At 68.3% G+C, this 22,627-nt stretch carries 11 protein-coding genes; 5 read left to right on the top strand and 6 right to left on the bottom strand.

From position 1 onward, the window contains the following. Nucleotides 1-300: 300 nt before the first annotated feature. The gene (locus tag DB354_RS00730; RefSeq protein WP_107833516.1) at nt 301-2,097 is read right to left on the bottom strand and encodes a ClcB-like voltage-gated chloride channel protein; all 1,797 of its coding nucleotides are present in this window, start codon (nt 2,095-2,097) and stop codon (nt 301-303) included. Between the two features lie 233 nt (nt 2,098-2,330). Between DB354_RS00730 and DB354_RS00725 the strand changes: the two genes are divergently transcribed. From DB354_RS00725 to DB354_RS22160, 3 genes are all read left to right on the top strand, one after another. After that, nucleotides 2,331-2,585 carry a hypothetical protein gene (locus tag DB354_RS00725; protein ID WP_107833515.1) on the top strand — a complete coding sequence of 85 codons (255 nt, stop codon included), beginning with the start codon at nt 2,331-2,333 and terminating at the stop codon, nt 2,583-2,585. Between the two features lie 275 nt (nt 2,586-2,860). Beyond that, entirely contained in the window at nt 2,861-3,298 is a 438-nt protein-coding gene (locus DB354_RS00720; protein ID WP_107833514.1) for a hypothetical protein, read from the top strand. Nucleotides 3,299-3,439: 141 nt separating this feature from the next. After that, nucleotides 3,440-3,607 carry a hypothetical protein gene (locus tag DB354_RS22160; protein ID WP_158277301.1) on the top strand — a complete coding sequence of 56 codons (168 nt, stop codon included), beginning with the start codon at nt 3,440-3,442 and terminating at the stop codon, nt 3,605-3,607. Between the two features lie 150 nt (nt 3,608-3,757). Here DB354_RS22160 and DB354_RS00715 read toward each other — a convergent pair whose 3' ends face one another. Both DB354_RS00715 and DB354_RS00710 read right to left on the bottom strand, forming a co-directional pair. Further along, nucleotides 3,758-6,601, bottom strand: a complete 2,844-nt coding sequence (locus DB354_RS00715; protein WP_107833513.1) for a DEAD/DEAH box helicase — start codon at nt 6,599-6,601, stop codon at nt 3,758-3,760. 218 nt (nt 6,602-6,819) lie between these two features. Next, complete coding sequence (locus DB354_RS00710) at nt 6,820-8,100, bottom strand: glycosyltransferase N-terminal domain-containing protein (protein ID WP_107833512.1); 1,281 nt, start codon at nt 8,098-8,100, stop codon at nt 6,820-6,822. A gap of 493 nt (nt 8,101-8,593) precedes the next feature. Between DB354_RS00710 and DB354_RS00705 the strand changes: the two genes are divergently transcribed. Beyond that, entirely contained in the window at nt 8,594-11,500 is a 2,907-nt protein-coding gene (locus DB354_RS00705) for a M16 family metallopeptidase (protein WP_107833511.1), read from the top strand. A 220-nt stretch (nt 11,501-11,720) separates the two neighbouring features. Here DB354_RS00705 and DB354_RS22870 read toward each other — a convergent pair whose 3' ends face one another. The 3 genes from DB354_RS22870 to DB354_RS00690 form a co-directional block, all read right to left on the bottom strand. Further along, nucleotides 11,721-14,564 carry an insulinase family protein gene (locus tag DB354_RS22870; protein WP_107833510.1) on the bottom strand — a complete coding sequence of 948 codons (2,844 nt, stop codon included), beginning with the start codon at nt 14,562-14,564 and terminating at the stop codon, nt 11,721-11,723. Nucleotides 14,565-14,799: 235 nt separating this feature from the next. Then, nucleotides 14,800-17,709, bottom strand: coding sequence for a PAS domain-containing protein (locus DB354_RS00695; protein WP_107833509.1), 2,910 nt, complete (start codon nt 17,707-17,709; stop codon nt 14,800-14,802). Then, nucleotides 17,690-19,228 (bottom strand): ATPase domain-containing protein, encoded by a 1,539-nt coding sequence (locus tag DB354_RS00690; protein WP_107833508.1) that lies wholly within the window; start codon nt 19,226-19,228, stop codon nt 17,690-17,692. The genes DB354_RS00695 and DB354_RS00690 overlap by 20 nt, the downstream gene beginning before the upstream one ends. 341 nt (nt 19,229-19,569) lie before the next feature. Here DB354_RS00690 and DB354_RS00685 point away from each other — a divergent pair, with 341 nt between their 5' ends. Further along, nucleotides 19,570-22,431 (top strand): insulinase family protein, encoded by a 2,862-nt coding sequence (locus DB354_RS00685; protein WP_107833507.1) that lies wholly within the window; start codon nt 19,570-19,572, stop codon nt 22,429-22,431. The last annotated feature ends 196 nt before the right edge of the window (nt 22,432-22,627 follow it).

Here is a 22,627-nt window from a genome sequence, read left to right as displayed (position 1 = left end):
GGGACATCGCTTCCGCAGGCGCGTAAGCATTACTTCGTAGCCCTACGTGCCACCCCTTAGCTCCGCGCACTGGGAGCCGTCGTGGCGGGTCCGGCATCCGACGTCTGACGTCCGACATCCGGCTTCTGGCGTCAGGCTGCTTCTGGCTTCCGTGCCCCGGCTTCTGGCCTCGGGCCTCCGTCTTCTGGCCTCCGCCCTCCGGCCTCTGGCTTCCGGCCTCCGGCCTCTGGCTTCCGGCCTCGGGCTTCTGGCCTCCGGCTTCCGGCTTCCGGCTTCCGACATCTGCCCTCTGGCCACAGGCTACGCCGCCTGCGCAGGCCTCTTTTGCCGTTCGACCAGGGCTAGCAGCAGGTCGCTCTTGGACAGGCTGCCACGCAGGGTTCCGTCCTTTTCGACCACGGGCACGCGTTCGGCCTGGATGCCGAGGAAGGCGGCGAGGGCCTCCGGCAGCAACTGGTCGGGCGCCACATGCGGGAAATCATCCCTCAGGATGTCGCGGGCGATCACGAGTTCGGCGAGATCGGGCTCACCGAGGTACGGCTTGATGTCGTGGAGCGACACGGCGCCGATGAACCGGCCGGTCTCGTCGACGACGTAGAGATTGTTGACGCGCACGTTGAGGAACATGCGGGCGATCTCGGCGAACCGGGCGTTGGGCGCGACGATTGGCGGGTTGGGCCGCATCATGTCGGCGACGCGCGCCTCGCCGAGGGTCGGATCCGGCACGGCGGCCGCCTTCCGCTTCAGGACCTCGCTGTAGAGCGACGAGCCCTGCACGCCCTTGGCCGTGAAGTAGGCGATCACACAGCACAGCATCAGCGGCAGGATGATGTCATAGCTGAGCGTCATCTCGAACAACATGATCACCGCCATGACCGGGGCGTGGCTGGCGGCCGAGAGGAACGCGCCCATGCCGACGAGGGCGAACGCCTGCGGATTCTCGGCGGCGGCCGGCCACACTTGATGCACGGCCGTGCCGAACAGCAGGCCGGCGCCCGCGCCCATGAACAGCGAGGGCGTGAACACACCGCCCGGTGCACCGGAGCCAAACGAAGCCATCGTGGCGAGCCACTTGCAGGCGAAGATGCCCAGGATCGCGGTCCAGATCAGCCGACCGTTCAGGATCTCGACGATCACCTGGTAGCCGTTGCCGCAGACTTCCGGGACATTGATCGCAATCGCGCCCACGACGAGGCCGCCGAGGGCCAGCCGCAGGACCAGCGGCAGCTTCAGCGAGACGAAGAACTTTTCGGCGTGCTTCAGCGAAACGAGAAACACCGGCGCGAGCGCGCCCACGATCAGACCCAGCGCGACGTACGGGATCATTTCGAGCGGCGAATTCAGCTGGAACGCCGGCACCTTGTAGAGCACGTGCGCCGCCGTGATGACGCGGATCGTGAGCGTGGCGACCACGGCGGAAATGACCAGGGGCCCCAGGCTCTCCATCGCGATCGTGCCGAGGATGATTTCCGCCACGAAGAAGGACCCCGCGATCGGCGCGTTGTACGCGGACGCGATACCCGCCGAAGCGCCGCAGGCGACGAGGAGCCGCTGTTGCGGCGGCGAGAACTTGCGCCAGCGGCCGACCAGCGACGCCAGCACCGCCGCCATCTGCACCATCGGACCTTCACGACCGATCGACCCGCCCGAACCGATGGAGAACAACGCGGCAACGCTCTTCACGAGGCTCGCCCGAATCGGGATCCGGCCGGTGCCGATCACGATCGCCTCCATGTAGTCCGTCGAACTCTGCTTGCGCGTCAGCCGCTGCCCAAACGTCAGCACCAGCCCGGCGAGCGCGCCGCCCGCCGCCGGCACGAGCAGACACCCCCACCAGGGGAGTTGCTGGATCGAACCCACGATGCCCAGCCGCCGATTGCCGAACCAGTCGTAGATGTTCTCGGTCAGGACCGCGAAAAGGATGGCGGCCAGCGAACCGAGGAAGCCCGCCACGGCGGCCCAGATGAGGGTGACCTGCCATTCCGTCGGTTGCAGGTGCTCCTGAATCCAGACGCGGAATCGGAGCAGCCGCATCAGCCGCCGGATGATCAACGTATGCGGCAGGTTTTTGCCGCTGTCGGTCGTCGCGGTCGTCATGTCAGCACCACCTCGGGCCCCGGGATCAAGACGGTCGACAGATTCACGTTCCCCCTGACCGTAGCCGCGCCGGGTTCCGAAACAAGGCCGAGTTTCGAGAACTTGACGTTGAAAAGCCGGTTCAGTCCCCGGGGTCCCGCCCGCCGGAGCCTGGCGCGTATCCACGCGAGCCGACGTTCCCAGGCCGCCGCGTGCTTGCAGCGGAGCAGATTTTTCCCACGCTGCCAGAATCCATGAGCGCGAAGAAGACCTCGCCGCAGTCGAAGTCCGAGCCGAAGCCCACCCCTACTCCCACCGCGGCCCCCGCGCCTGCCGCCGCCGCTTTTGCCGCCACGGCCGAAACCGCCGCCTCTTCGTGGCTCGAGTCCAGCGATCCGCGCCGCCGAAGAATCGCCCAAGCCGCCTTGGTCGTTGTCTGGCTCTACGTCGCCGCTCTCTGGCTCCTGGCCCTCGACCAGTGGTTCAAGTGGGGGATCTTCGGCCCGTAACTCGGCCCACGCAGGAGCTCCCAGCCCCTCTTTATCTTTCTCGTTCTCTTTCTCTTTCTCCGTCTGTCTCCGTCACCCCATCCGCCCCGTCTGTCTCGCCCGTTCGCCCCTCCACTCGCTCTCGCTCTCGTCCACCCCGCCGCGAGCCATCTACCGTCCCTCTGACTGCTCCAGCCTTTTTTCCGAAATCGCGCGGCCGTTGGGCCGCGCGATTTCGGGAGAAAGAGTAAGAGTAGGAGTAAGAGAAAGAGAAAGCTCCCCTCCAGCACCCCCTCATGAACCCCTCCCGCGTTTTTCGCTGGCTCGCCGTTTTGAACCTTCTCGCCGGCGCCGCCATGGTCGTCCTGTGCTTCACCTGCGTCAGCAGCCTCCGCCCCGATCAGGACGGACTGTTGCTCGTCATCGCCACCGCGGTCGTCCTCGTCGAACTTCTGATTGCCGGCGTGATGATCCACGCCGCCATGGTCCACTTGCGGCATCCGACGCAGCAGCACGCCCTGAATCTCGCGACCAACTCCTCCGTCATCGCGTTTTTCCTGCTCACCGGACTCTCGTGCGTCGGCGGACTGAGGAACGTGATCGGCCCGGCCTACGCGGCCCTCATGATCGTACCGGCGTACCTGATCTACGCCCTCCTGCTGAAACCCGCCGCCCTGCAGGGTTTCCCCACCCGCGACGCGGCGCCGAAGCTGGGCTCAGCGCAACCGCAGTGAGCCCGCGGCGTGGGCTCATGTAACATTCCGCCCGCGCCCGCGTCCTGACCCGTTGCGTTCACCCACGGGTTGCCGTTCGCGTCATACGGCTGGCGAGCCCGAGCACGCTTTCCCTCCCGTGGGAGAACGCACCCAAGCGCCATGACCACCCATCGATGTCTGCGGCGGCTGCTCCCGCTCCTCGCCGCGCTGCTCCTGCTGCTCACCGGCTGCGGCACCCGCATCTGGGGCGATGTCGCCACCGGCCGGAAACCCAATCTCGGCGTGTCGGTTCCGCTGATCGGCAACGGTGGCGGCGGCGGACGCTAGCCATCCATTCTGGGATCCTCCACGCCTGTCGGCGCAGTAAACGGCGCCCGCGAGTTCACGCCCGTCTACTCCGCCTTGCTTGGCGGCTCGTAACCAACGGGCGCCAGCCCGTTGTCATGCAACCGGCGAACGCGTTTCGCCGGTTGCATATCAGTCGACCGTGTACGGCTCCTGCGGCTCGTCCGCGTCGGTCGGCGTGGTCAGGGCCACGAGGCTGCGCAGCGAGCTGAAGTGCTGGCTAAGGTCGAAGTCGCCGCCGAGGCCGCCGATCAGCTTGTCGAAGAGGTCCTTCTTGGAAGCCTTCAGCGCCTCGATGCGCTCCTCGATCGTGCCGGCCGTGACCATGCGGTACACGAAGACCGTGTTGGTTTGGCCGATACGGTGCACGCGGTCCACCGCCTGCGCCTCCACCGCTGGGTTCCACCAGGGATCCAGCAGGAAAACGTAGTCCGCGGCGTGGAGCGTGATGCCCGTGCCGGCCGCTTTCAGCGAGACCAGCATCACCGCCGCCCCGCTCGCGTTCTGGAACGATTGCACCGGCTTCTGCCGGTCCAGCGTCATGCCGGTGAGCTCGAACCGCGGCAGATCCGGGAAGTGCTTCGAGAGCGCATCGCGCACGCGCTCGAGCAGCATCACGAACTGCGAGAAAATGACGACCTTGTGGCCGCTGCTCACGATCTCGGTGAGCTTCTCCACGAGCAGGTTGATCTTGCCCGAGTCGCTCAGCGGCGCCTTCAGCCAGGGCAGCATGTCGGGATCGCAGCAGGTCTGCCGCAGGCGCGTGAGCAGCGCGAGGAAGCCGAACGACTTCTCGCGAATCGCCGCGCCGACGTCGTCGCCCAACCGTTCCAGGCCTTCGGAACAGATGCGCGCGTACTCCGCCCGCTGCACGTCGGTCAGCGGACAAATCAGCTCCATCTCGACCTTCTGCGGCAACTCCTGCGCCACCTCGCCCTTGGTGCGGCGGAGGATGAACGGCGCCAGCTGCGCCCGCAGGCGGGTCAGAGTGCCTTCGCGGTCGGTGTTGAGCGCCGCCTCGAAGGCGGAGCGGGAGCCCAGGAGCCCGGGCAGGAGGAACCGGAAGATGCTCCAGAGATCCAGTTGCCGGTTCTCCAGCGGCGTACCCGTGAGCACGATCCGGTGCACGGCGCGCACCGCGAAACAGGTCTGCGTGATCTTCGCGTCGGGGTTCTTGATGAACTGGCCCTCGTCGAGCACCGCGTAGCCGAACTCCACGTTCTCGAGCAGCGCGCGATGCTTCCGGAGCTGCGTGTAGCTCGCGAGCCACACCACCGGGTCCTTGCGGTGCGTGAAGTCGTGCCCCGTCTTGAGCACGTCGACGACGAGCTGCGGGAAAAACTTGGCAATCTCCTCGCGCCACACCGGGACGACGCTCGCCGGGCAGACGATCAACGTCGGCTTGTCGGCCACCGGCCGCACCGCGAGCAGCGACAGCACCTGCAGCGTCTTGCCGAGGCCCATTTCGTCGGCGAGCAGGCCGTGGCAGCCCACATCGCAGAGGTGATGCAGCCATTCGACGCCGCGGCGCTGGTACGGCCGCAGGAGCTCGGGCACCTGGGGCGAGGTCGTGGACGTCGCCAGGACCGCCTGCCGCCACGACTCGATCTCGGGTGACAGCGTCAGCTTCATCCGCGCGTCGTTGAACAGGGAGAAAATCAGGTACGGCGGGATCGGGCCGCCTTCGGTCGCGCCGCGGCCCTGCGCCTCGGTCACGTTCTTCTGCCAGGTGCTGTAGCTGTCCCACTTTTCGGGCGCGAGCGCCACGATGCCGATGTTGGGCAGAATGACCGGCTGGCCGCCATGTTTCAGCAGCGCGTGCACCTCGGTGTCGGTGAGCAGGCGCTCGCCCGCGCGGAAGATCCAGCGCAGGTTCAGCGCCGCCCCACCCGCGCCCGCGCGTCCGTTGGTCGCCGCCGCCCCGGGCGCGCCGGCGCGCTCGGCCACGGCTTCAATGTCGATCGTGCGGGTGCCCTTGAGCAGGTTGGCCGACTTCTCGTCGAGCTCGACGGCGAAGAGCTTTTTCCAGGCCGGCAGCACCGTCTTGAGAAAATTCGGGATCTCGACGAGCGACTCCATCACGTACACGCCGGTCTCCTGGTGATACTGGAAGTGCGCCTTGCGCGCGTACGCCGCCAAACCGATCAGCTTGGCGCGCTCGCCGGTGGACACGTGGCCGTTGCCGTTCGCGTGCGCATCGGGCCCGAGCGCCGGATGCTTCGTCTTCTTGTCCGCATCCAACCAGGTCGCCTGAAAAGTCAGTCCCGCCGCCTTCACCTTGAACACTAGGAGCAAGGTTCTCCCCGCGCCATTTGCCGCCGCGGCTGCGGCCGTCCCGCCATTCCCATTGCTCGCCGCGGTTGCCGTCGTCGGCGTCTGCCCCGTCCCACTCGTCACTGGCGTCGTCCCGGATGGAGCTGCTGCCGCCACGGCCGCGGTTCGCGCCGCCCCCAGCCCGATGCCGTTCGCATTCGTCGCAGGCTTGGGCGTTGCCACCGGAGCCGCCGGCGCAGGAGGAGCCTTGCCCGATGCTGCAGCGGTCGCGCCACTCGCGGGTAGGACGGGTGCGGGCACAGCGCCGTTGCCTGCCGGAGGCAAGGCATTGCCGTTGCGGACCACCTGCTGAAGCTCCTCCGGCAACGGGGAGATCTCGTCCGCCACCAGTTCCTCGATCTCGTGCAAACCCGCCACGGCCAAGGCCCGGGCCAGCTTTTCGTCAGCCGTCGATGACCGAACCGTCATCCGCTCGCCGTTCCACTCGATCACCGCGTACTCGTCGCGCTTATCGATCCGGCGATGCACAATCGCATCTTTGTCAGTAAGTTCCAGCTCGCGAACTTGTCCGTCGCGATAGATCTCACGTCCGTGATCGAGTTGTTCCTGGGTAAAGCTCTCGGACCAGTCGTTCTCCAGCTTGTTGAACCAGAACTCGAGCGATTGCGGAGTGTAGACGCGCTTGGGTCCGTGCGACTGCATCACAAATAAAAGGCCGACCGTAGAAACCGAAGGGGTTGGTGCAACCCCTATTTCGGCCAAATTTTGCCAAACCTGAGATCTCTTTGGTTCGGAAGCACTAACGCCACGACCAGCAAGGACGTCTTCTACGCCTCCCCCGCCGCTCCCGTTCCTTACCGCAAGCACATGACGAGACCTACGACCCCGCCACCCTCGCCGCCGGGGCGGTGGTCAGAGCCCTATGCGCCAAGCGTTTCCCGAATGATCTGCCAGGTGCGATCGACGGCACCGGCGTTGGCGCGATGCCAGGCGGTGGCCGCCTGCGCCAGAGACGCTCGCTCGGCCACGTCGCGCGCCAGGGCAAGGCATTCCCGGGTCAGCGCGGCGGGATCCGCCACCTGACGCGCCGCGCCGCCGGCGAGCAGTTCCTGCGAAATCACTCTGAAGTTGGCCATGCCTGGCCCGAGGAGAATCGGCTTCCCGAGCGCCGCCGCCTCGACCGGAGTCTGCCCTTCCGTATGCGGCGCCAGGCTCTTCCCGACGAACACCAGATCAGCAAGTTGGGTGAGTTTGCGCAGTTCGCCGGTCGTGTCGCCGACCGCCACGTCGACGGGCCCGGCCGACGCCCCGCGCGAACGGAAATGCGCGCGCAAACCCGTGCGGCCCAGCAGCCGCTCGATTTCCTCCCGGCGTTCCGCGTGCCGCGGGACGAGCAGGAGCGAGCAGGTTACGCCCTCGGCCCGCAGCGCCTGCAACGCCTCGACCAGCGCCTCCTCCTCGCGCGGCCAGGTCGACGATCCCAGCAGCACAAAGCCGGCATCAGCCAGCCCGAGTTCCTGGCGCAGTTGCCCGCGCTGCTCCGGGGTCAGCGGCGGGATCACTAGGTCCAGCTTGATGTTGCCCGTCGTGAACAGCTTCGCCGCCGGCACGCCCAGTTCACGGAACCGCCCCTCGTCGTGCGTCGAGCACGGCAGCAGGCGCGTCACGCCGTCGAACATCAGCTTGGCCGCGCCCGGGAACCGCCGCAGGCGTCGGAAGCTCCGGTCCGACATGCGCGCGTTGATGCAGAGCACCGGTACGCCGCGCTTCGCCGCTTGCCGCAGGTGCTCCGGCCACCGCTCGCCTTCCGCAATGATCGCCAGGTCGGGAGCGATCCGCTGCCAGGCGCGGCGCGAGAACGGCCACCAGTCGATTGGGAAATAGCCAATACCGACGGTCAGCGCCCGGTAACGCTCGTTGGCGAGGCGGAAACCCGTGCTGGTCGTCGTCGTGAGGTAAACCTCGAGCCCGTGCGCGTGCAGCTTCTCCAGCAACGGCCCGATGGCCAGCACCTCGCCCACGCTCACCGCCTGCAGCCAGATCCGGCGCACCCCGGCAGTCCGTGGCGGCAAGGGCGGCAACGCCCCGAAGCGGTCGCCAAACCTCGCGCCATAGCCACCCCGCTTGCGCATGCGCCAGAGATACCGCGGCGCCATCAGCAGCAACGCAGGTACGAACAGAACGCGATAGAGCCAGAGCATGGGAAAAGGGAAGCGATGAGTGAAAAGCAAAAGGCCCCTGGTTGGAAAGCCCGCTCTCTCGGTCTGCTCCGCAGCCCGGGAGAAGTGAGAGTGACCTTCGGAAGTGAAAGTGAGAGTGAGGGTGAAACGCGCCGGACCACAGAGCGGGGCTTCGGCGTGAACGTAACACCCAAGCTCCGCTCTCGCGCCGCGCTTCTGTCCACCCCTCTTCACGCGAACGAGAATCGAGGTGTCCGCGATACCGAGCGCACGACGGCTGCAATTATAAAATTCCGCATTCCTGCAACTTACGGAATAATGTCCAGATACTGTCCCGCCCTCCGTCCTCCTCTACCCCAACCACTTCTTTTGTTTTTCGCCGCCGGCGAAAAACAAAAGGCGGAAAACCAAAGACCGCTCATCCCGCCTCGCCGACCGTCGGTGGTCCGAAGGATCCCAATCTCCGCCCGATGGTTTTCATTTCCCCCGATTTATGCCTTCTTGGCGCTTCTCTATGCGACGTCTCGCCCTCCTGTTACCCTTCCTCGCCTTCGTCACGTTCGCGCAGGCCGCGTTGCCTTTCCCGCAGGCGGCCAGCGACCTGAAGCCCGATCCGGCCGCGCACTTCGGCACCTTGCCCAACGGACTGCGCTACGTCATCCGTCCCAACCACGAGCCCCGGAACCGGGCGTCCATGCGGCTCCTCATCAAGGCCGGCGCGCTGAATGAGAACGAAAACCAGCGCGGCGTCGCACACTTCCTGGAGCACCTTTCGTTCAACGGCAGCGAACACTACGCGCCGGGCACGCTCATCGAGTTCTTCCAGCGCATGGGGATGAACTTTGGCGACGACACCAATGCGAGCACGGGCTTCGACCGCACGATCTACATGCTCGAGTTGCCCGACACCAAGCCCGCCACCCTCGCCGAGGGCTTCCGCGTGTTCTCCGACTACGCGGGCGGACTGCTCCTGCTGGCCGATGAAATCGACAAGGAGCGCGGCATCATCCTCAGCGAGAAACGCACGCGCGACTCCGTCGGCTACCGCACCATCGTCGCCCAACTCGGCTTCCTGCTCGATGGCTCGCGCTTCCCGCAACGCTGGCCGATCGGCGAGGTCGAGGTCATCACCAAGGCCGGCCGCAACGAGTTTCTCGATTTCTACAACACCTGGTACCGCCCGGACCTCATGTCGGTCGTCGTGGTCGGTGACGTCGACGTCGCCGCCGTCGAGAAGCTGATCACCGAAACGTTTTCCCCGCTGAAACTACGCGCGGAAGCCCGGCCTGCGCCGGACCTGGGCAAGCTCACCCTCGCCGACCAATCCGGCGTGCACGTCTTCCACCATCCGGAAGCCGAAGCCCCCGAGACCTCCGTCTCGATCGGCACCATCCAGCGCTACGCCGCCGAACCCGACACCGCCGCCGTGCGCCTCAAGTACCTGCCGCGCACGCTCGCGAACTACATGATCAACCGCCGGCTCTCCATTCTCGCCAAGAAGGAGGGCGCTCCGTTCACCAGCGGCAGCACGAGTGTCAGCGAGGAATTCGACTTCTTCCGCGAGTCGGCGATGACGCTCACCTGCCGCGCCGACCAGTGGGCCGACGCCCTCGCCGTCGCCGACCAGGAACTGCGCCGCGCCCTCGAACACGGCTTCCAGCCCGCCGAGTTGAAGGAGGTCGTCGCCAACTTCCGCAACAGCCTTGAGCAGGCCGTGAAGACCGCCCCCACCCGCCGGTCCGACTCCCTCGCCGCCGAGCTCACCAGCTCGCTCGTTGACGACGAGGTGTTCACCACGCCCGCCGACGACCAGGCCCTCTACGGTCCGGCCCTCGAGCGCGTCACGCCCGCCGAGTGCCTCGCCGCCCTGCGGGCCGCATGGAGCGCGCCTCACCGGCTCGTGATGGTCACGGGCAACGCTCGCATCGAAGGCGATGCCTCCGCCGCCATCCGCGCCGCATTTGAAAAATCCGCCGCCACGAAAGTCGCGCCGCCCGAGGTTCTCGCCGACGCCAAGTGGGGCTACACCGATTTTGGCCCCGCCGGCAAAGTCGCCCAGCGTGAGCACATCGACGATCTCGACGTCACGCTCGTCACCTTCGCCAACGGCGTCCGCCTCAATCTCAAGAAGACCGACTTCGAGGCCAACCGCATCCGCCTCAACGTCCGCATCGGCAACGGGCAGCTCACCGAGCCTGCCGACAAGCCCGGCCTTGCCGGCTATGCCAACCAGACGTTTGTCGAGGGTGGTCTCGGCAAGCACAGCGTCGACGAACTCCGCCGCATCCTCGCGGGCCGTACCGTCGGCGCCAGCTTCGGCGTCGCCGGCGACGCGTTTGTTTCCTCCGGCAACACCAACCAGCAGGACCTCCTGCTCCAGTTGCAGCTCATGGCCGCCCGCATCGTCGACCCGGGCTTCCGCCCCGAAGCCGCCCGCCAGGCGCGCAAGGCGATCGAGGAACTCTACCTGAGCCTGGAGCACACGCCGCGCGGGCCGTTCACGCTCGAGGTCAGCCGAATCCTCGCCAGCGGCGACACCCGCTTCGGCCTCCCGCCGCGCGAGGAGATGCTCAAGCGCAACCTCAACGAGGTGAAAGCCTGGGTCACCCCGGAACTCGCCCACGGCTACACCGAGATCGCGATTGTCGGTGACCTCGACGTCGAGGCCACCATCGCCGCCGTCGCCCAGACTTTCGGTGCCCTGCCGCCACGCGAACCGCGCGCCGCGCTCGAGGACCGCCGCAAGGTGAAATACCCCGACGAGCCCTTCGCCCGCAGTTACTCCGTCCCGACCGAGATCCCGAAAGGCGTCGTCGCCATCTACTGGCCCACCACCGATGGGCTCGAGATTCACCGCACCCGCCGGCTTTCCCTGCTCGGCCTGGTCCTCTCCGACCGGCTCCGCGTGAAAGTGCGCGAGGAACTGGGCGACGCCTACAGCCCCGGGGCCGGCAACAACCCGAGCGACATCTATCCCGGCTACGGCTACATGACGGCCAACGTCACCATCGACCCGCCGCGGGCCCAGTTGATCGCCGACACCGTCATCGCGGTGGGCGCCGACCTCTTCACCAAGGGCACGACCGACGACGAACTCGCCCGCGCCAAGCTGCCGGTTCTCACCCAACTCCGCGAATCCGCCCGCACCAACCAGTACTGGCTAGGCTCCGTCCTCGCCCGCGCCCAGGAGCGGCCGCAGCAGCTCGACTGGTGCCGCACGCGTTACTCCGACATCGAGTCCATCACCAAGTCCGACATCGATGCGCTGGCGAAAACCTACCTGGCCCCCGAGCACGCCAGCCGCGTGATCGTCGTCCCCCACCGCCAGCCCGACGAGCCTGCTCCCGCCGCCACAGCCACCGCGCCCAAGCCCGACGCCGCGAAACCGGCGGCCCAGCCCGGCGCGCCGAAGCCCGAGTAGCCCCGCCCTTCAGCGCCACGCGCCGGCGCTGAACACCACCTGACAAAGTGACGCCCTGCCCCCATCCGAGAGGGGGGGCAGCAACGGTCACTTTGTCAGTTTCGGGTGCAGCGGCGGCGATGGGCTCAGAGCGGATTTGCGTGCGAGTGCTGGAACGGTGCCGTTCCCGCGTGAGAGGTCGGTCCGCTGGCCACCTTCACTTTCACTCTCACTTTCACCCTCACTTCGCTGCCGCCGTCGTTGGCGGCGCAGCCGGCGCCAGCGGCACGACTCCGCAGTAGTGGGCGTTGTCGGGGTGAAAAACCTTCGCGATCACGCGGTTCACCTCCTCGCGCGTGACCTTCGCCGATGCCGTCCGCAACACCCGCAGATCGTCCAGCTCCGCCGGCACGGACTGCGCGTACATCAGCACGGCCTCGACCCACCAGGCATTGCTCTGCCAGCGCTGCTCGTCGGCCGCCCGCAGCGGCTCCCGCGCCCGCTCAAACTCGTCCTCGGTGACGCCACCCCACGCCAGGTCGTCCGCGATCCGAAACACCCGCTGCGCCATGTCCTTTGTCTTCTCCGGCGACGCCGTGACGTCCACGCGGGCGAAGATCATGTCGCGCTGGAGCGTGAACCGCGCCACGCCTCCGGAGGGCGCATAGGTCTCGCCGCGATCCTCGCGCAACTTCTGCCGGAGCCGGTCCACGAGCACCTGCGTGCCAATCCGCAACGCCTGGACCGTCCGCGGATCCTCCGCCGCCTTCACGGGCCAGCCCAGGCTCACCGCGCCCGCCTGCTGCGTCAGCGCCTCACGCCGGACCTCTTGGTACTGCCGCCGCGGAAACCGCAGCCGCTCGGCCGCGGTCGGTGCCGCGGCCGGCCGGCGCGTCGGCAGCGTCCCGAGCGTCCCCGCCACGGCCGCCACGGCCTCCGCCTCCGCAAAGTCGCCCGCGATGCCCACCTCGACCGGGCCTTCAAGGACGTGCTCCCGCGCCCAGCCCGCCACGTCGGCAAAGGAATACTTCATCACGTCGGCCGCGGGCGGTCGCTGGAGCCGGCGGTCGCCGTTCATCAGCCGGAATATCAGCTGCACGCTCGCCCAGTCCGCGGCCGACTTGAAGAGGTGGCCATGGGCCGAGCTGTAATACGCGAACGCGTCCGGCAGCCGCGCCTCCTCCAGCTTCACATCGCTCAGGAACGCCGTGACGTACCGCAGCGCGAATGGCAGTTCGGCCGTCGGGCCCGACAGCCGCAGCGTCACCTCGTTCAGCACCCCTTCGCAGCGATGGGAAGCCGAGAGACTGTGCAGTGCAAACAGGCGGCTGATTTCCTGCCGGGTATTCCGGCCGAGATCCGCCTGCGCCAGGAGCACCGAGGCGACCACCGGCAGCCCCGGCCGCTCGGCCGGCACGTCCAGGAATCCCCGCCCGAGCCGCGCGACCAGCCGGAAGTGCCCGGGTTCGCTGCGGCTCGCCCGCAGGTTCAGGCGCACGCCGTTGCCCAGCGTCACCTGCTCGACGCCCAGCTCCTCATCCCGCCGCCGGCTCGTCACCGCCCCGGGCGCGCCAAAATCGTCGTAGCCAAACGTCAGCGCCGCCGCTCCCGCCGCCTGCTCCTCGGCGAGTGGCTTCGCCGCACTGGTCCGCCAGGCCGCCATCAACTCTTCGCTGCCTCCCGGCGGCGCCAGCCGCGTGCGCAACGCGAGCCGCAGGCGGGGTTCCGCAAACATCGCGCGCAGGGTCGCGTTCGCCTCGTCGAGAGTGAACCGCGCGACAAACACGTCGGTCTCGCGCATGCCCTGGCTGGGATGCCGCCAGTCCATCCGCGCCAGCTCTCGCGCGACGAGGAGATTGGCAAAACCACCGGTGGGAAAGCTCGACAGCAGCGACATCATTTCGCGGCGCGACGCCACCATCGCGCCCGTCGCCTCTCGCAATTCCTCCGCGCTGAAGCCGCGCACGCACGCCCGCCGCAACTCGGTCTCGAGGAGCGTCACCGCGGTGGTCCAGAACTCCGCCTTCGCATGCGCCTCGAGCCGCCAACACTCGAAGGCGCCACTGATCTCCGTGTCCTCCCCGGCCGTCGCCACGCCGACGCGATCCCGTTCCAGCCGCTGCCGGTCCGCGAGGCGGCGCTGCAGCATGCGCAACACCGCCTCCCGCGCCATTGAGGCTTCCCGCCGCTCCAGCGTATCGGCGCCGGGCTGCGCCAGCGCCGACACCGTCACGACCGCCGCCGTGGCCACGCCACTCGGGATGACGTGCGCCTGCATTCCGCTTTGCCGCGGCAACTCGGGCTCGATCGGCACGTTGGCCGCTCCCGCCCGCACGAGGGTGCCAAAGGTCTCCCGCATGAGCGCGGCCACCGGCTCCGGACCGACGTCGCCCACGACCACCAGCGTCATCCGCTCGGGCCGGTAACAGCGCTCATAATACGCCTTCAGTCCCGCGGCATCGGCGGAAGCCACCAGCTCCGGGCTTCCGGCCGGCATCCGCTGCGGCGCCAGCGTTCCACCGAAGACATGGCCGATGCGCGCCACCTCGTCGCGCCAGCCGCCATTGTTGCGTGCCACGAGCTCGCTCTGGATCACGCTCTTCTCCCGCTGCACCTCCTTCGGTGCGAACTCGACGCCGTCCGCAAAGTCCCGAAACACCTGCAGCGCCTCCGCCAGCTGCGCGACGTGCGCCGGCGGCAGGTCGATGCGATAGGTCGTCCCGCGAAAGGAAGTCTCCGCGTTCACGTCCGCGCCAAACCCTGCGCCCAGCCGCTGGAAGAACGCAACCAGCCGGCCGGGCGGGAAGTGCTTCGTGCCGTTGAACGCCATGTGTTCGACGAAATGCGCATAGCCCCGCTCGCCGTCCCGTTCATCCAGCGAACCCGCGCGCACCAGCAGCCGCAGCGCGATGCCTCCCGTCGGCGGCCGGTGCGGCAACACCACATAGCGCAGCCCGTTCGGCAACGTTCCCGCCGTCAGCGCGAAGTTCGGCGGCGCCGCACCCGCGGTCTCCGCAGCGCCCGCCTGGCTGGCGCCGCACCACGTCAGCACTGCGATCGCAAGGAGCGCACGGGGTGAAAGCATGGCCCGCGATCATCCGATTCAGTTGGTTCCTGGCAAGCCGCGCGCCGCGCCTCACACCGCGCGCGACGCGCGCGCGGCTAATGGAGAATGCAGAATGGTCAGAAGCCGGAGGCCTGAGGCCAGAAGCCAGAAATCTGATTTCAGAAGTCAGAGGACCACTTTCACCGGGCGGCAGTCGTCCTTCCATTTTCACCCTTACTTTCACTCTCACCCTCATTCCCTTTCACTCATTCCCTCACTCCCATTCTGCCGCTGGCGTCGCCGGCGCCATCGGCAGAATGAACCAGAACCGGGTGCCGCGCTCCGCCGCGGGCTCGACGCCAATCACCCCGCCCATCCGGTCCACCGCCTTGCGCGCGATCGCCAGCCCCATGCCGTTGCCTTCGTAGAGCCCGGCGCGCGTGAACCGCTGGAACATCTGGAACATCCTTGCCCGCACCTTCGGGTCGACGCCGATCCCGTTGCCCTCGACGCACAGCCGCACCCACTCGCCCCGCCCGTCGGCCCGCGGCGCCGCGCCCGGTTCCGCGTACACCCGCACCGCCGGGGTGACGCCCGGGGGCACGAACTTCAGCGCGTTGTCGAGGAGGTTCGAATACACCTGCCCGAGCGCCGCCCGGTTGCCCAGCACCGCCGGCAGCCCGGGATCAATGGCAATGGCAGCGCGCGCCGCGGCGAGGTTCGGATAGCCCTCCACCACCTCGCGCACGAGCTGCCCGGCGTCCACCGGCTCCAGCGGCAGTTCCTCGCGGACAATCCGGCTGTAGTTCAGCACGTCCTGGATCAAGCGGTCGAGCCGCCGGGCGGACACTGTGATTCGCCGCAGATAGTCGCGCGCAGTGTCGTCCAGGTTGCCGCCATGCTCCTCGTTCAGGATGTCCGCGTACCCGATCATCGAACGCAGCGGCGCGCGCATGTCGTGCGCAATGCTGTACGAGAAGGCCTCGAGCTCCTGCACCGTCTCCTGCAGCCGGGCCGTGCGTTCCGCCACCGTCTGCTCCAGTCCCGCCGCGTACTGCCGCACCTGGCGCTGCGCCTCGCGCAACGCGTCCTGCGTTTCGCGCAGCACGGTGATCTCCGTGTTCGTGCCAAACCACAGGGTCGTCCTGCCGTCCGCGTCCTTGATCGGCACGGCGCGCGACAGGAACCAGCGGTAACGGCCATCCTTGCCCAGGATCGGATGCGTTTCCTCCCAGGGACGATCCTGCGCCACCGCGGCCATGAAGCCATGCCGCACCCGGTCGCGGTGCTGCGGGTGCATCAATGCATCCAGCTGCTCCTCCCGGCCCATCTCCTCGGGTGTAGCGCCGGTGAACTCGTACCAGCGGCGGTTGAACCAGAAGACCCGGCCATCGGGCCGCGCCATCCAGACCAGTTGCGGCACGTTGTCCGCCATCGCCCGAAACCGCTCCTCGCTCTCCCGCACCGCCTCCTCATACCGGCGGCGTGCGGTCACCTCCTCCACCACGACCACGCAGCCCACGATCTCTCCCTTGTCGTTGCGCAGCGGCGCCCAATGCTCGTCCCAGATCCGCTCCTCGCCGGGCACACTGGGCGTCGCCCCCCGCAGCTCCACCCGGACCGCCTGCCCTGTCGCCAGGACCTGCCGCAACGCGGCCGCCGCCTGCTCCGCCACGCCGGGCACGATCTCCTCGACGCGGCGTCCGATGTGCTCCGCCACCGAGCGGCCGTTCAGCTCCGCGAGACGCCGATTGATGCGCCGAAAACGCAGGTCCGTATCCAGCACCGACAGGCCAAGCGGCGAACTCTCATAGACCGCCTCGAGCTCCACCGCCTGCGCCCGGGCCCGCGCTTCGCTCTCGCGCAGCGCGTCCTCCGCGCGTTTGCGGTCCGTCACGTCGAGCGCCGCCGTGGTGACGCCCACCACCCGCCCTGCGGCGTCGCGCAAGGGTTCGGCCACCACCGCATAGCTGCGCGCCTCGGTCGGCCCCTCGATCGTGATGTCGCCCGTTGCGCCCTGGCCGAAGTCAAGGACCCGGCGCTTGAGCGCCATCAACTCGAGCGCGCCGCGGCCGCGATCCAGTTCGTCATCCCGGCGGCCGATGGCCTGCGGAAAATCCGGGTGCGGGTTGTGAATCCAGCGGTAGCGCAGGTCGGCGTCACACTGGGCCAGCACGAAGCGCGAATTTTTCACCGCGACGCGCAGCCGCTCGTCGAGCTCCCGAGCCCGCGCCTCGGCGCGATCGCGCTCCGCGAGCGCGCGTTCCGCGTGCCGCTGGCGCTCGATCGCCATGCGGGCGTTCGCCCGCGCCTGCGCGTGCGCGCGCCGCATCGCCAACCCGATCGCCAGGATCAGCGCGATGCCGACCGCATAGAGCACGAACGCGTAGACGTCCGTCGCGGTCAGCAGCTCCGCATGCGGCACGAACAGCCATGCGCACCCCACGTACCCGAGCAGCGCAACGCCGACGGCGGGCCAGAAGCCGGCAAACCAGACCGTGATCGCGACCGTCCCGAAGAGGGTCACGAACGGGAGCCGGTTCTGCACCTCCGCCTGAAACGCCTGCCGCACCGCCACCGCAAAGATCAGGGCCGCGGCGGCGCCGGCATAGCGAACCCACCTCGGGAATCGCTCCGGTTCGCTGTCCTGCTCCGCCCATTTTCCCAGCGCGGCCTCGGCCTCGCGTCGCCGCTGCAGTTCCCGCTCGAGCGTCGTCTTCGCCGTCTCGAGTTCCTGCTGCCGCGCCGCCTGGTCGGCCAGCAGCTGCCTCACCTGGTATTGCCGCGCCCGCGCGCTCAACGCCACGCGCACGGAGCGTAGCAGCAGCGCCGAGGCGACCGGCCGTTGCAGCAGGGTGATGCTGCCGGCCGCCGCCGCCGTGGACTCCAGCAGGTCCGCCAATCGCGCCGCGCGGCCGGAGGTGAGGATCAGCAGCGGCAGTTCGGACCAGGGTGGCTGCCGCCGCAGGAGCTCCATCGTGCGCTCCGCCCGCAACTCCCGCAGCGCCTCCTCCGTCAGGAGCAGCGCGCCCGCGCCGCCTTCCATCAGCGTGCGACATTGCGGGGCGCTGCCCGCGATGACCGCGCTCACGCCATTCTGGCGGAGCATTCCCGCCATCGCGTTCGCGTCGTTCGCCACCGGCGCGAAGACGATGACCCGGCTCTCAAGGTTCGTTTCGCTCATCAGGCCGCGGCAGGATCAGCTCCGGCGAGCCGCGGAAGACCGGCACGCCGCCCAGGATACCCTGGAATTCAGTCAAGGGCGCGCCAACCCGCACCCCGCGCCCGGACTCGAGCTTGAATTCGCGGATCGTTTTCTCGTGCCGGCCGCTGCGTTTTTTCACCACCGCGATCGCCTGCTTCACGCTCCCCGCGACCTCGAAATAGCGCAGCGTCAACACCGTGTCCGCCAGGTAGCTGACGTCCACCGGCGTGTCCGCCGCCGCCACCAGACCCTGCTGCGCCAGGATCAGGATCGTCAGCACCTGCTTCTGGTTCAGGTACGAACACAGCTCGTGGAGCTGGTTGTTCAGGAAGCGCTCGCCCGGCATCGCGTTGAGGTAGCCGTTCAGGCTGTCGATCACGACCACCTGCGCCCCGGCCTCGACGCCCTCCCGCACCCGCATCGCGAACTCGCCGGGTGAAAGCTCGGCGGGATCCACCTGCTGGACGTCGATGCGTCCCTGCTCCAGCTGTTCGGCGAAGTTGAGCCCCAGCGCGCGCGCGCGGTTCAGCAGCACGCCGCGCGTCTCATCAAAGGTGAAGATCAGCCCGCGCTCACCCGCCTCCGCTCGCGTCACCACGTACTGCATCGCCGCCGTCGACTTGCCGGTCCCCGCTGCACCGAGCACCAGCGTGGTGGTGCCGCGATCGAGCCCCCCTCCCAGCATGGCGTCGAGTTCCGGAATGCCGCTCGAGAGCGGTTCCGGCCGGTGATCAATGCGAAACTCCGCCGGAGAAAGCCGGGGGAAGACCCGTACCCCGCCCCGCGCGATCGTGTAGTCGTGGTAGCCCTCGCGGAACTTCACGCCCCGCAGCTTCCGCACGCGCAGGCGCCGCCGCGATGCGCCGTAGTCCGGCGACAACTGCTCCATGTCGATCACGCCGTGGGTCAGGCTCAGGACGTGCGGGTCGGCCCCGATGCCTTCCGTTTCCATCTTGTCGTCCAGCAGCAACACGGTGCTGCCGGCGGCCGCAAACTCCTGCTTCAGCGTCAGCAGTTGCCGGCGGTAGCGCAGCGGCGTCTCCGCGATCAGGCGGAATTCCGAGAGCGAATCGAAGACCACGCGCACCGGCTTCAGCCGGTGCAGCTCGCCCAGCAGCAGCGCCGACACCTGGCCCAACTCGACTTCCGAGGGCCCAAACACCGTGGTCTGCGCATCGGCGCGCAACAGGCCCTCGATGGCGGACATCTCCAGCAGCGGCACACCCTCGAGCGACCAGCCGTGCGACGCCGCGACCTTCGTCAGCTCCCGCTTCGTTTCGGAGAGGGTGATGTAGAAGCCCGCTTCACCGCGCCGCACCCCTTCCAGCAGGAACTGCAACGCCAGGGTGGTTTTGCCCGAGCCAGGGTCGCCCTGAACCAGGTAGAAGCAGTTGCGCGGAAGTCCTCCGTGCAGGATTTCGTCGAGCCCGGCGACGCCGGTGGGGCAGCGCTCGTCCTCGAGGACGGGAGTTACAATGGAGGAAGGCGGAGCGTTCATGCGGGAATGGACCTCGGTCGAAGCAGGTGGCCGGGGTCATGGACCGCGGACCGCGGCATCGGTGGCGCGCGGCGCCGGTGGATCGTCGACGCGGTTTGTCGCCCCCATCGATCGATGCCGAACAGACGGGAAAACGCCCTGCGCACGCCTCCGCGGATTTTCCGATATCACGCCAACCAAAGACCGGCCAAGACCGGCAAGCCGTCGTGAACCGCCGGAGGACGGGATGGCTAGAACGCGCCGACGCGCCGGCCCAGCCTCCTGACTCCGCCCTTTCCGCCCCCGCCGGTTTCAGCTTTCCGCTTTCGGCCTTCAGCGTTCAGCTTTCAGCCTTCTTCCGCATGCCGTCTCGCGCCGCGACCCTCCTCGCCCTGGTCCTCGTCCTCTTCGTTTTCCCGGTTTCCGGCGCGGAGCCGAGCGCGCCCGTTTCGCCATGGCGCCCGGTGCAGAGCGACCTGCCCCCTGATCCGCTCCTCATCGATGGCGTCCTGCCGAACGGCGTCCGCTACCTGCTGCTGCCCAACGCCGAGCCCAAGGACCAGATTTCGCTGCGTTTCGTCGTGGGCGTCGGGTCGCGCCAGGAAAACGACGACGAACGCGGGCTCGCGCACTTCGTCGAACATATGGCCTTCCGCGGCACCCGCGATTACCCCAACGGGAAAATGACGGCGGCGCTGCAGCGGCTCGGGATCGCGCTGGGGCCCGACAGCACCGCCTTCACGACGTTCGACTACACGATCTACCACCTCGAACTTCCCGATGCCCGGGAGGCGACGATCCGCGCTGGCCTGCACGCCTTCCGGGAATACGCCGACGGCGTGACCTTCGACCAGGCGCAGATCGAGCAGGAGCGCGGGGTGGTGCTCGCGGAGATGGCGTTGCGCGACACGCCGGACGATCGCGCGTCCTTTTTCAACACCCGGCTGCTGTGGCCGAATTCGCGCGAGGTGAAGCGCAAGGTCATCGGCGATGCCCGCCAAATTCGCACCTTCACGCGCGAGCAGTTCGTCGCGTTCTACGATGCCTGGTACCGCCCCGAACGCATGGCGGTGATCGCCGTCGGCGCCATCGACGCCGCGCAGCTGCGCGACCTGATCGCCGCCGAGTTTGGCTCCTTGCGCGCCCGCGCGGCGGCGCGGCCCGAACCGGGCCCCAACGACCTTGCCTGGATTAAGAACGTGGGCGTGCACCGCGATCCGGGCACCGTCGGGATGGCGCTCTGCCTCGAGAAGCCCTTGCCGCGGCCGCCCGGGCCCGACACCCACTCGCGCCGTGTGGCGAAGCTGCATCGCGACCTGGGGATGGCGATGCTCCAGCTGCGCCTGCGCCAATTCGCCAGCACCGGCAAGGTCGCGCTCGCCGTGCCCTCGGCCTACGTGTCGGAGGGGCTCCGCGACTGGGAGGTGGCGTGCGTTTCCGCCGGCGGCCGCATGGCCGAGTGGCGCCAGGTGGCCTGCGAACTCGAACAGGAGCACCGGCGGGCGGTGGCGTATGGCTTCACCACCGCCGAGATGGAGGAGGCACGCGCGATGTTCATCACCGGCCTGGAGGAACACGTCCGCTCCGCACCCACCCGACCGTCGCCGTGGCTCTGCCAGCAACTCCTCGGCACCCTGCTAAACGGCGCGGTTTTCACCACGCCGGCGGAACGCCAGCGCGATCTCGCACCCGCGCTCAAAGCCGTCCAGGCGGAAGACTGCCTGCGCGCACTCCGCGCAGTATGGCTCCAGGGCGGGGCCTCCGTGTTCGTGTCGGCCAACTCCGAGTTCACGGTCACGGACCAGGAGGTGGCCGCTGCCATGAACGCCAGCCGTGAGCAGCCGGTGCTTCCGCCCACCGAGGGAGCCATTCCGGAATTTGCCTACCGCGACTTCGGCCCCGCCGGCAGATTGGTGCGCGACGAGCACCTGGCCGACCTCGATGTGCGCCTGGCCGCGTTCGCCAACGGCGTTCGCCTCAACTTCAAGACCACGGCCTTCGATGCCGACACGGTCGAGGTGCGCGTGCGGGTGGGCGACGGCAAGCAGTCCCAACTCCTTTCGCGGCCCGCGCTCGCGCTCCAGGCGGACCTTGGCTTCGCCGCCGGCGGTCTCGGCCGGCACACGGAGCAGGAGCTGGCCCGGATTCTGCGCAGCCACGCCTTGCAGGTGAGCTTCCACGTGCAGCCCGACGCCTGTGTGTTCACCGCCCGCTGCGCGCGCCGCGAGCTGGAGCTCACGTTGCGCGTCATCGCCGCCTACATGACCGACGCGGCCTTCAGTCCGAACATCCAACGGCAGGTGCAGACCCAGATCGGCACAGTCTACGGATCACTCGCCGCCTCCCCGGGCGGGCCCTTCGCCATCGCCGCAATGCGCGAGATCTTCAGCGGCGATCCGCGCTTCAGCACCCCCACGTTCGAGGAGACTTCAGGCACCGACGTGGGCGAACTGCGCGCGTGGCTCGAACCGCAGCTCACCTCCGGCCCCGTCGAGCTGAGCATCGTGGGCGACGTGAGCTGGGAGGATGCGCGGCAGGCGGTGAGCCTCACCCTCGGCGCCCTGCCCAACCGGCCAGACGTCACCACCCGCACCGCCGATGTGCCGCTCTCCTTGGCGCCGGTGCCCGACGGCATTCGGACCTACCCCATCAGCCCCGAACTGAAGCAGGTGGCGGTGGCCTGGTACTGGCCGATGCCCGTGGTCGCGAGCGTCGAGGAGGAGCGGCGCTGCCATTTTCTCGCGGCGCTCCTCGCCGAGCGGCTGCGCGTGCGCCTGCGGGACGAACTCGGCGCCACCTACGCGCCGTCCGTGAGCTTTGACCGTATCCTGGGGTTCTCCAACGCCAACTTCTTCGTGTTCTACGCCGAGATTGCGCCGGCCAAGATGAACGCCGTGCTGCGCCTCCTGGAACAGGAGACGGCGAGTCTCGCCCGCAAGGGTCCGACCGCGGACGAATTCGAGCGCACCCGCCTGCCGTACCTCCGGGCGATGGCCGACGACCTTCGGACCAACGCCTACTGGGGCGCCACCGTCCTGAGCGACCCGCAGCAGCGTCCGCTCCGCCTAAGCGCGGCGCGCAACCGCACCGCCGACATCGCCGCGATCACGCGGGCCGAGATCGCCGCCCTCGCACGTCGCTGTCTGAGCCCCAAGCTCGCGTTCAAGTTCGCCACTCTGCCCTCCGCCGTCGGTCCAGCCGGCCCGGCGCCGGCGACGCACTGACGAGCGCGGCGATGTGCGCCCCCGCGGCCTCGCGCGCCGCCCGGCTCGGCCCGGCAAAAAGCCCTCATTTGGGGCCAACCTGCCAGGGGCGGGTGACTGCTCGCTTGAGTTTACGTAAATACGCCGTGAACGGCGGCTTGCAACATATGCGTAGTACCCGGCAATCCCCGGTGCAAAAGACGGTTTGCCGCGGCTT

This window comes from Opitutus sp. ER46, from assembly GCF_003054705.1.
Lineage (GTDB): Bacteria > Verrucomicrobiota > Verrucomicrobiia > Opitutales > Opitutaceae > ER46.
This window is presented reverse-complemented; position numbering and strand designations above follow the sequence as displayed.

Excerpts from the sequence above, each read along its gene's own strand:
- DB354_RS00730 (WP_107833516.1), bottom strand. The coding sequence starts at position 2,097 with ATGACGACCGCGACGACCGACAGCGGCAAAAACCTGCCGCATACGTTG.
- DB354_RS00725 (WP_107833515.1), top strand. The coding sequence starts at position 2,331 with ATGAGCGCGAAGAAGACCTCGCCGCAGTCGAAGTCCGAGCCGAAGCCC.
- DB354_RS00720 (WP_107833514.1), top strand. The coding sequence starts at position 2,861 with ATGAACCCCTCCCGCGTTTTTCGCTGGCTCGCCGTTTTGAACCTTCTC.
- DB354_RS22160 (WP_158277301.1), top strand. The coding sequence starts at position 3,440 with ATGACCACCCATCGATGTCTGCGGCGGCTGCTCCCGCTCCTCGCCGCG.
- DB354_RS00715 (WP_107833513.1), bottom strand. The coding sequence starts at position 6,601 with ATGCAGTCGCACGGACCCAAGCGCGTCTACACTCCGCAATCGCTCGAG.
- DB354_RS00710 (WP_107833512.1), bottom strand. The coding sequence starts at position 8,100 with ATGCTCTGGCTCTATCGCGTTCTGTTCGTACCTGCGTTGCTGCTGATG.
- DB354_RS00705 (WP_107833511.1), top strand. The coding sequence starts at position 8,594 with ATGCGACGTCTCGCCCTCCTGTTACCCTTCCTCGCCTTCGTCACGTTC.
- DB354_RS22870 (WP_107833510.1), bottom strand. The coding sequence starts at position 14,564 with ATGCTTTCACCCCGTGCGCTCCTTGCGATCGCAGTGCTGACGTGGTGC.
- DB354_RS00695 (WP_107833509.1), bottom strand. The coding sequence starts at position 17,709 with ATGAGCGAAACGAACCTTGAGAGCCGGGTCATCGTCTTCGCGCCGGTG.
- DB354_RS00690 (WP_107833508.1), bottom strand. The coding sequence starts at position 19,228 with ATGAACGCTCCGCCTTCCTCCATTGTAACTCCCGTCCTCGAGGACGAG.
- DB354_RS00685 (WP_107833507.1), top strand. The coding sequence starts at position 19,570 with ATGCCGTCTCGCGCCGCGACCCTCCTCGCCCTGGTCCTCGTCCTCTTC.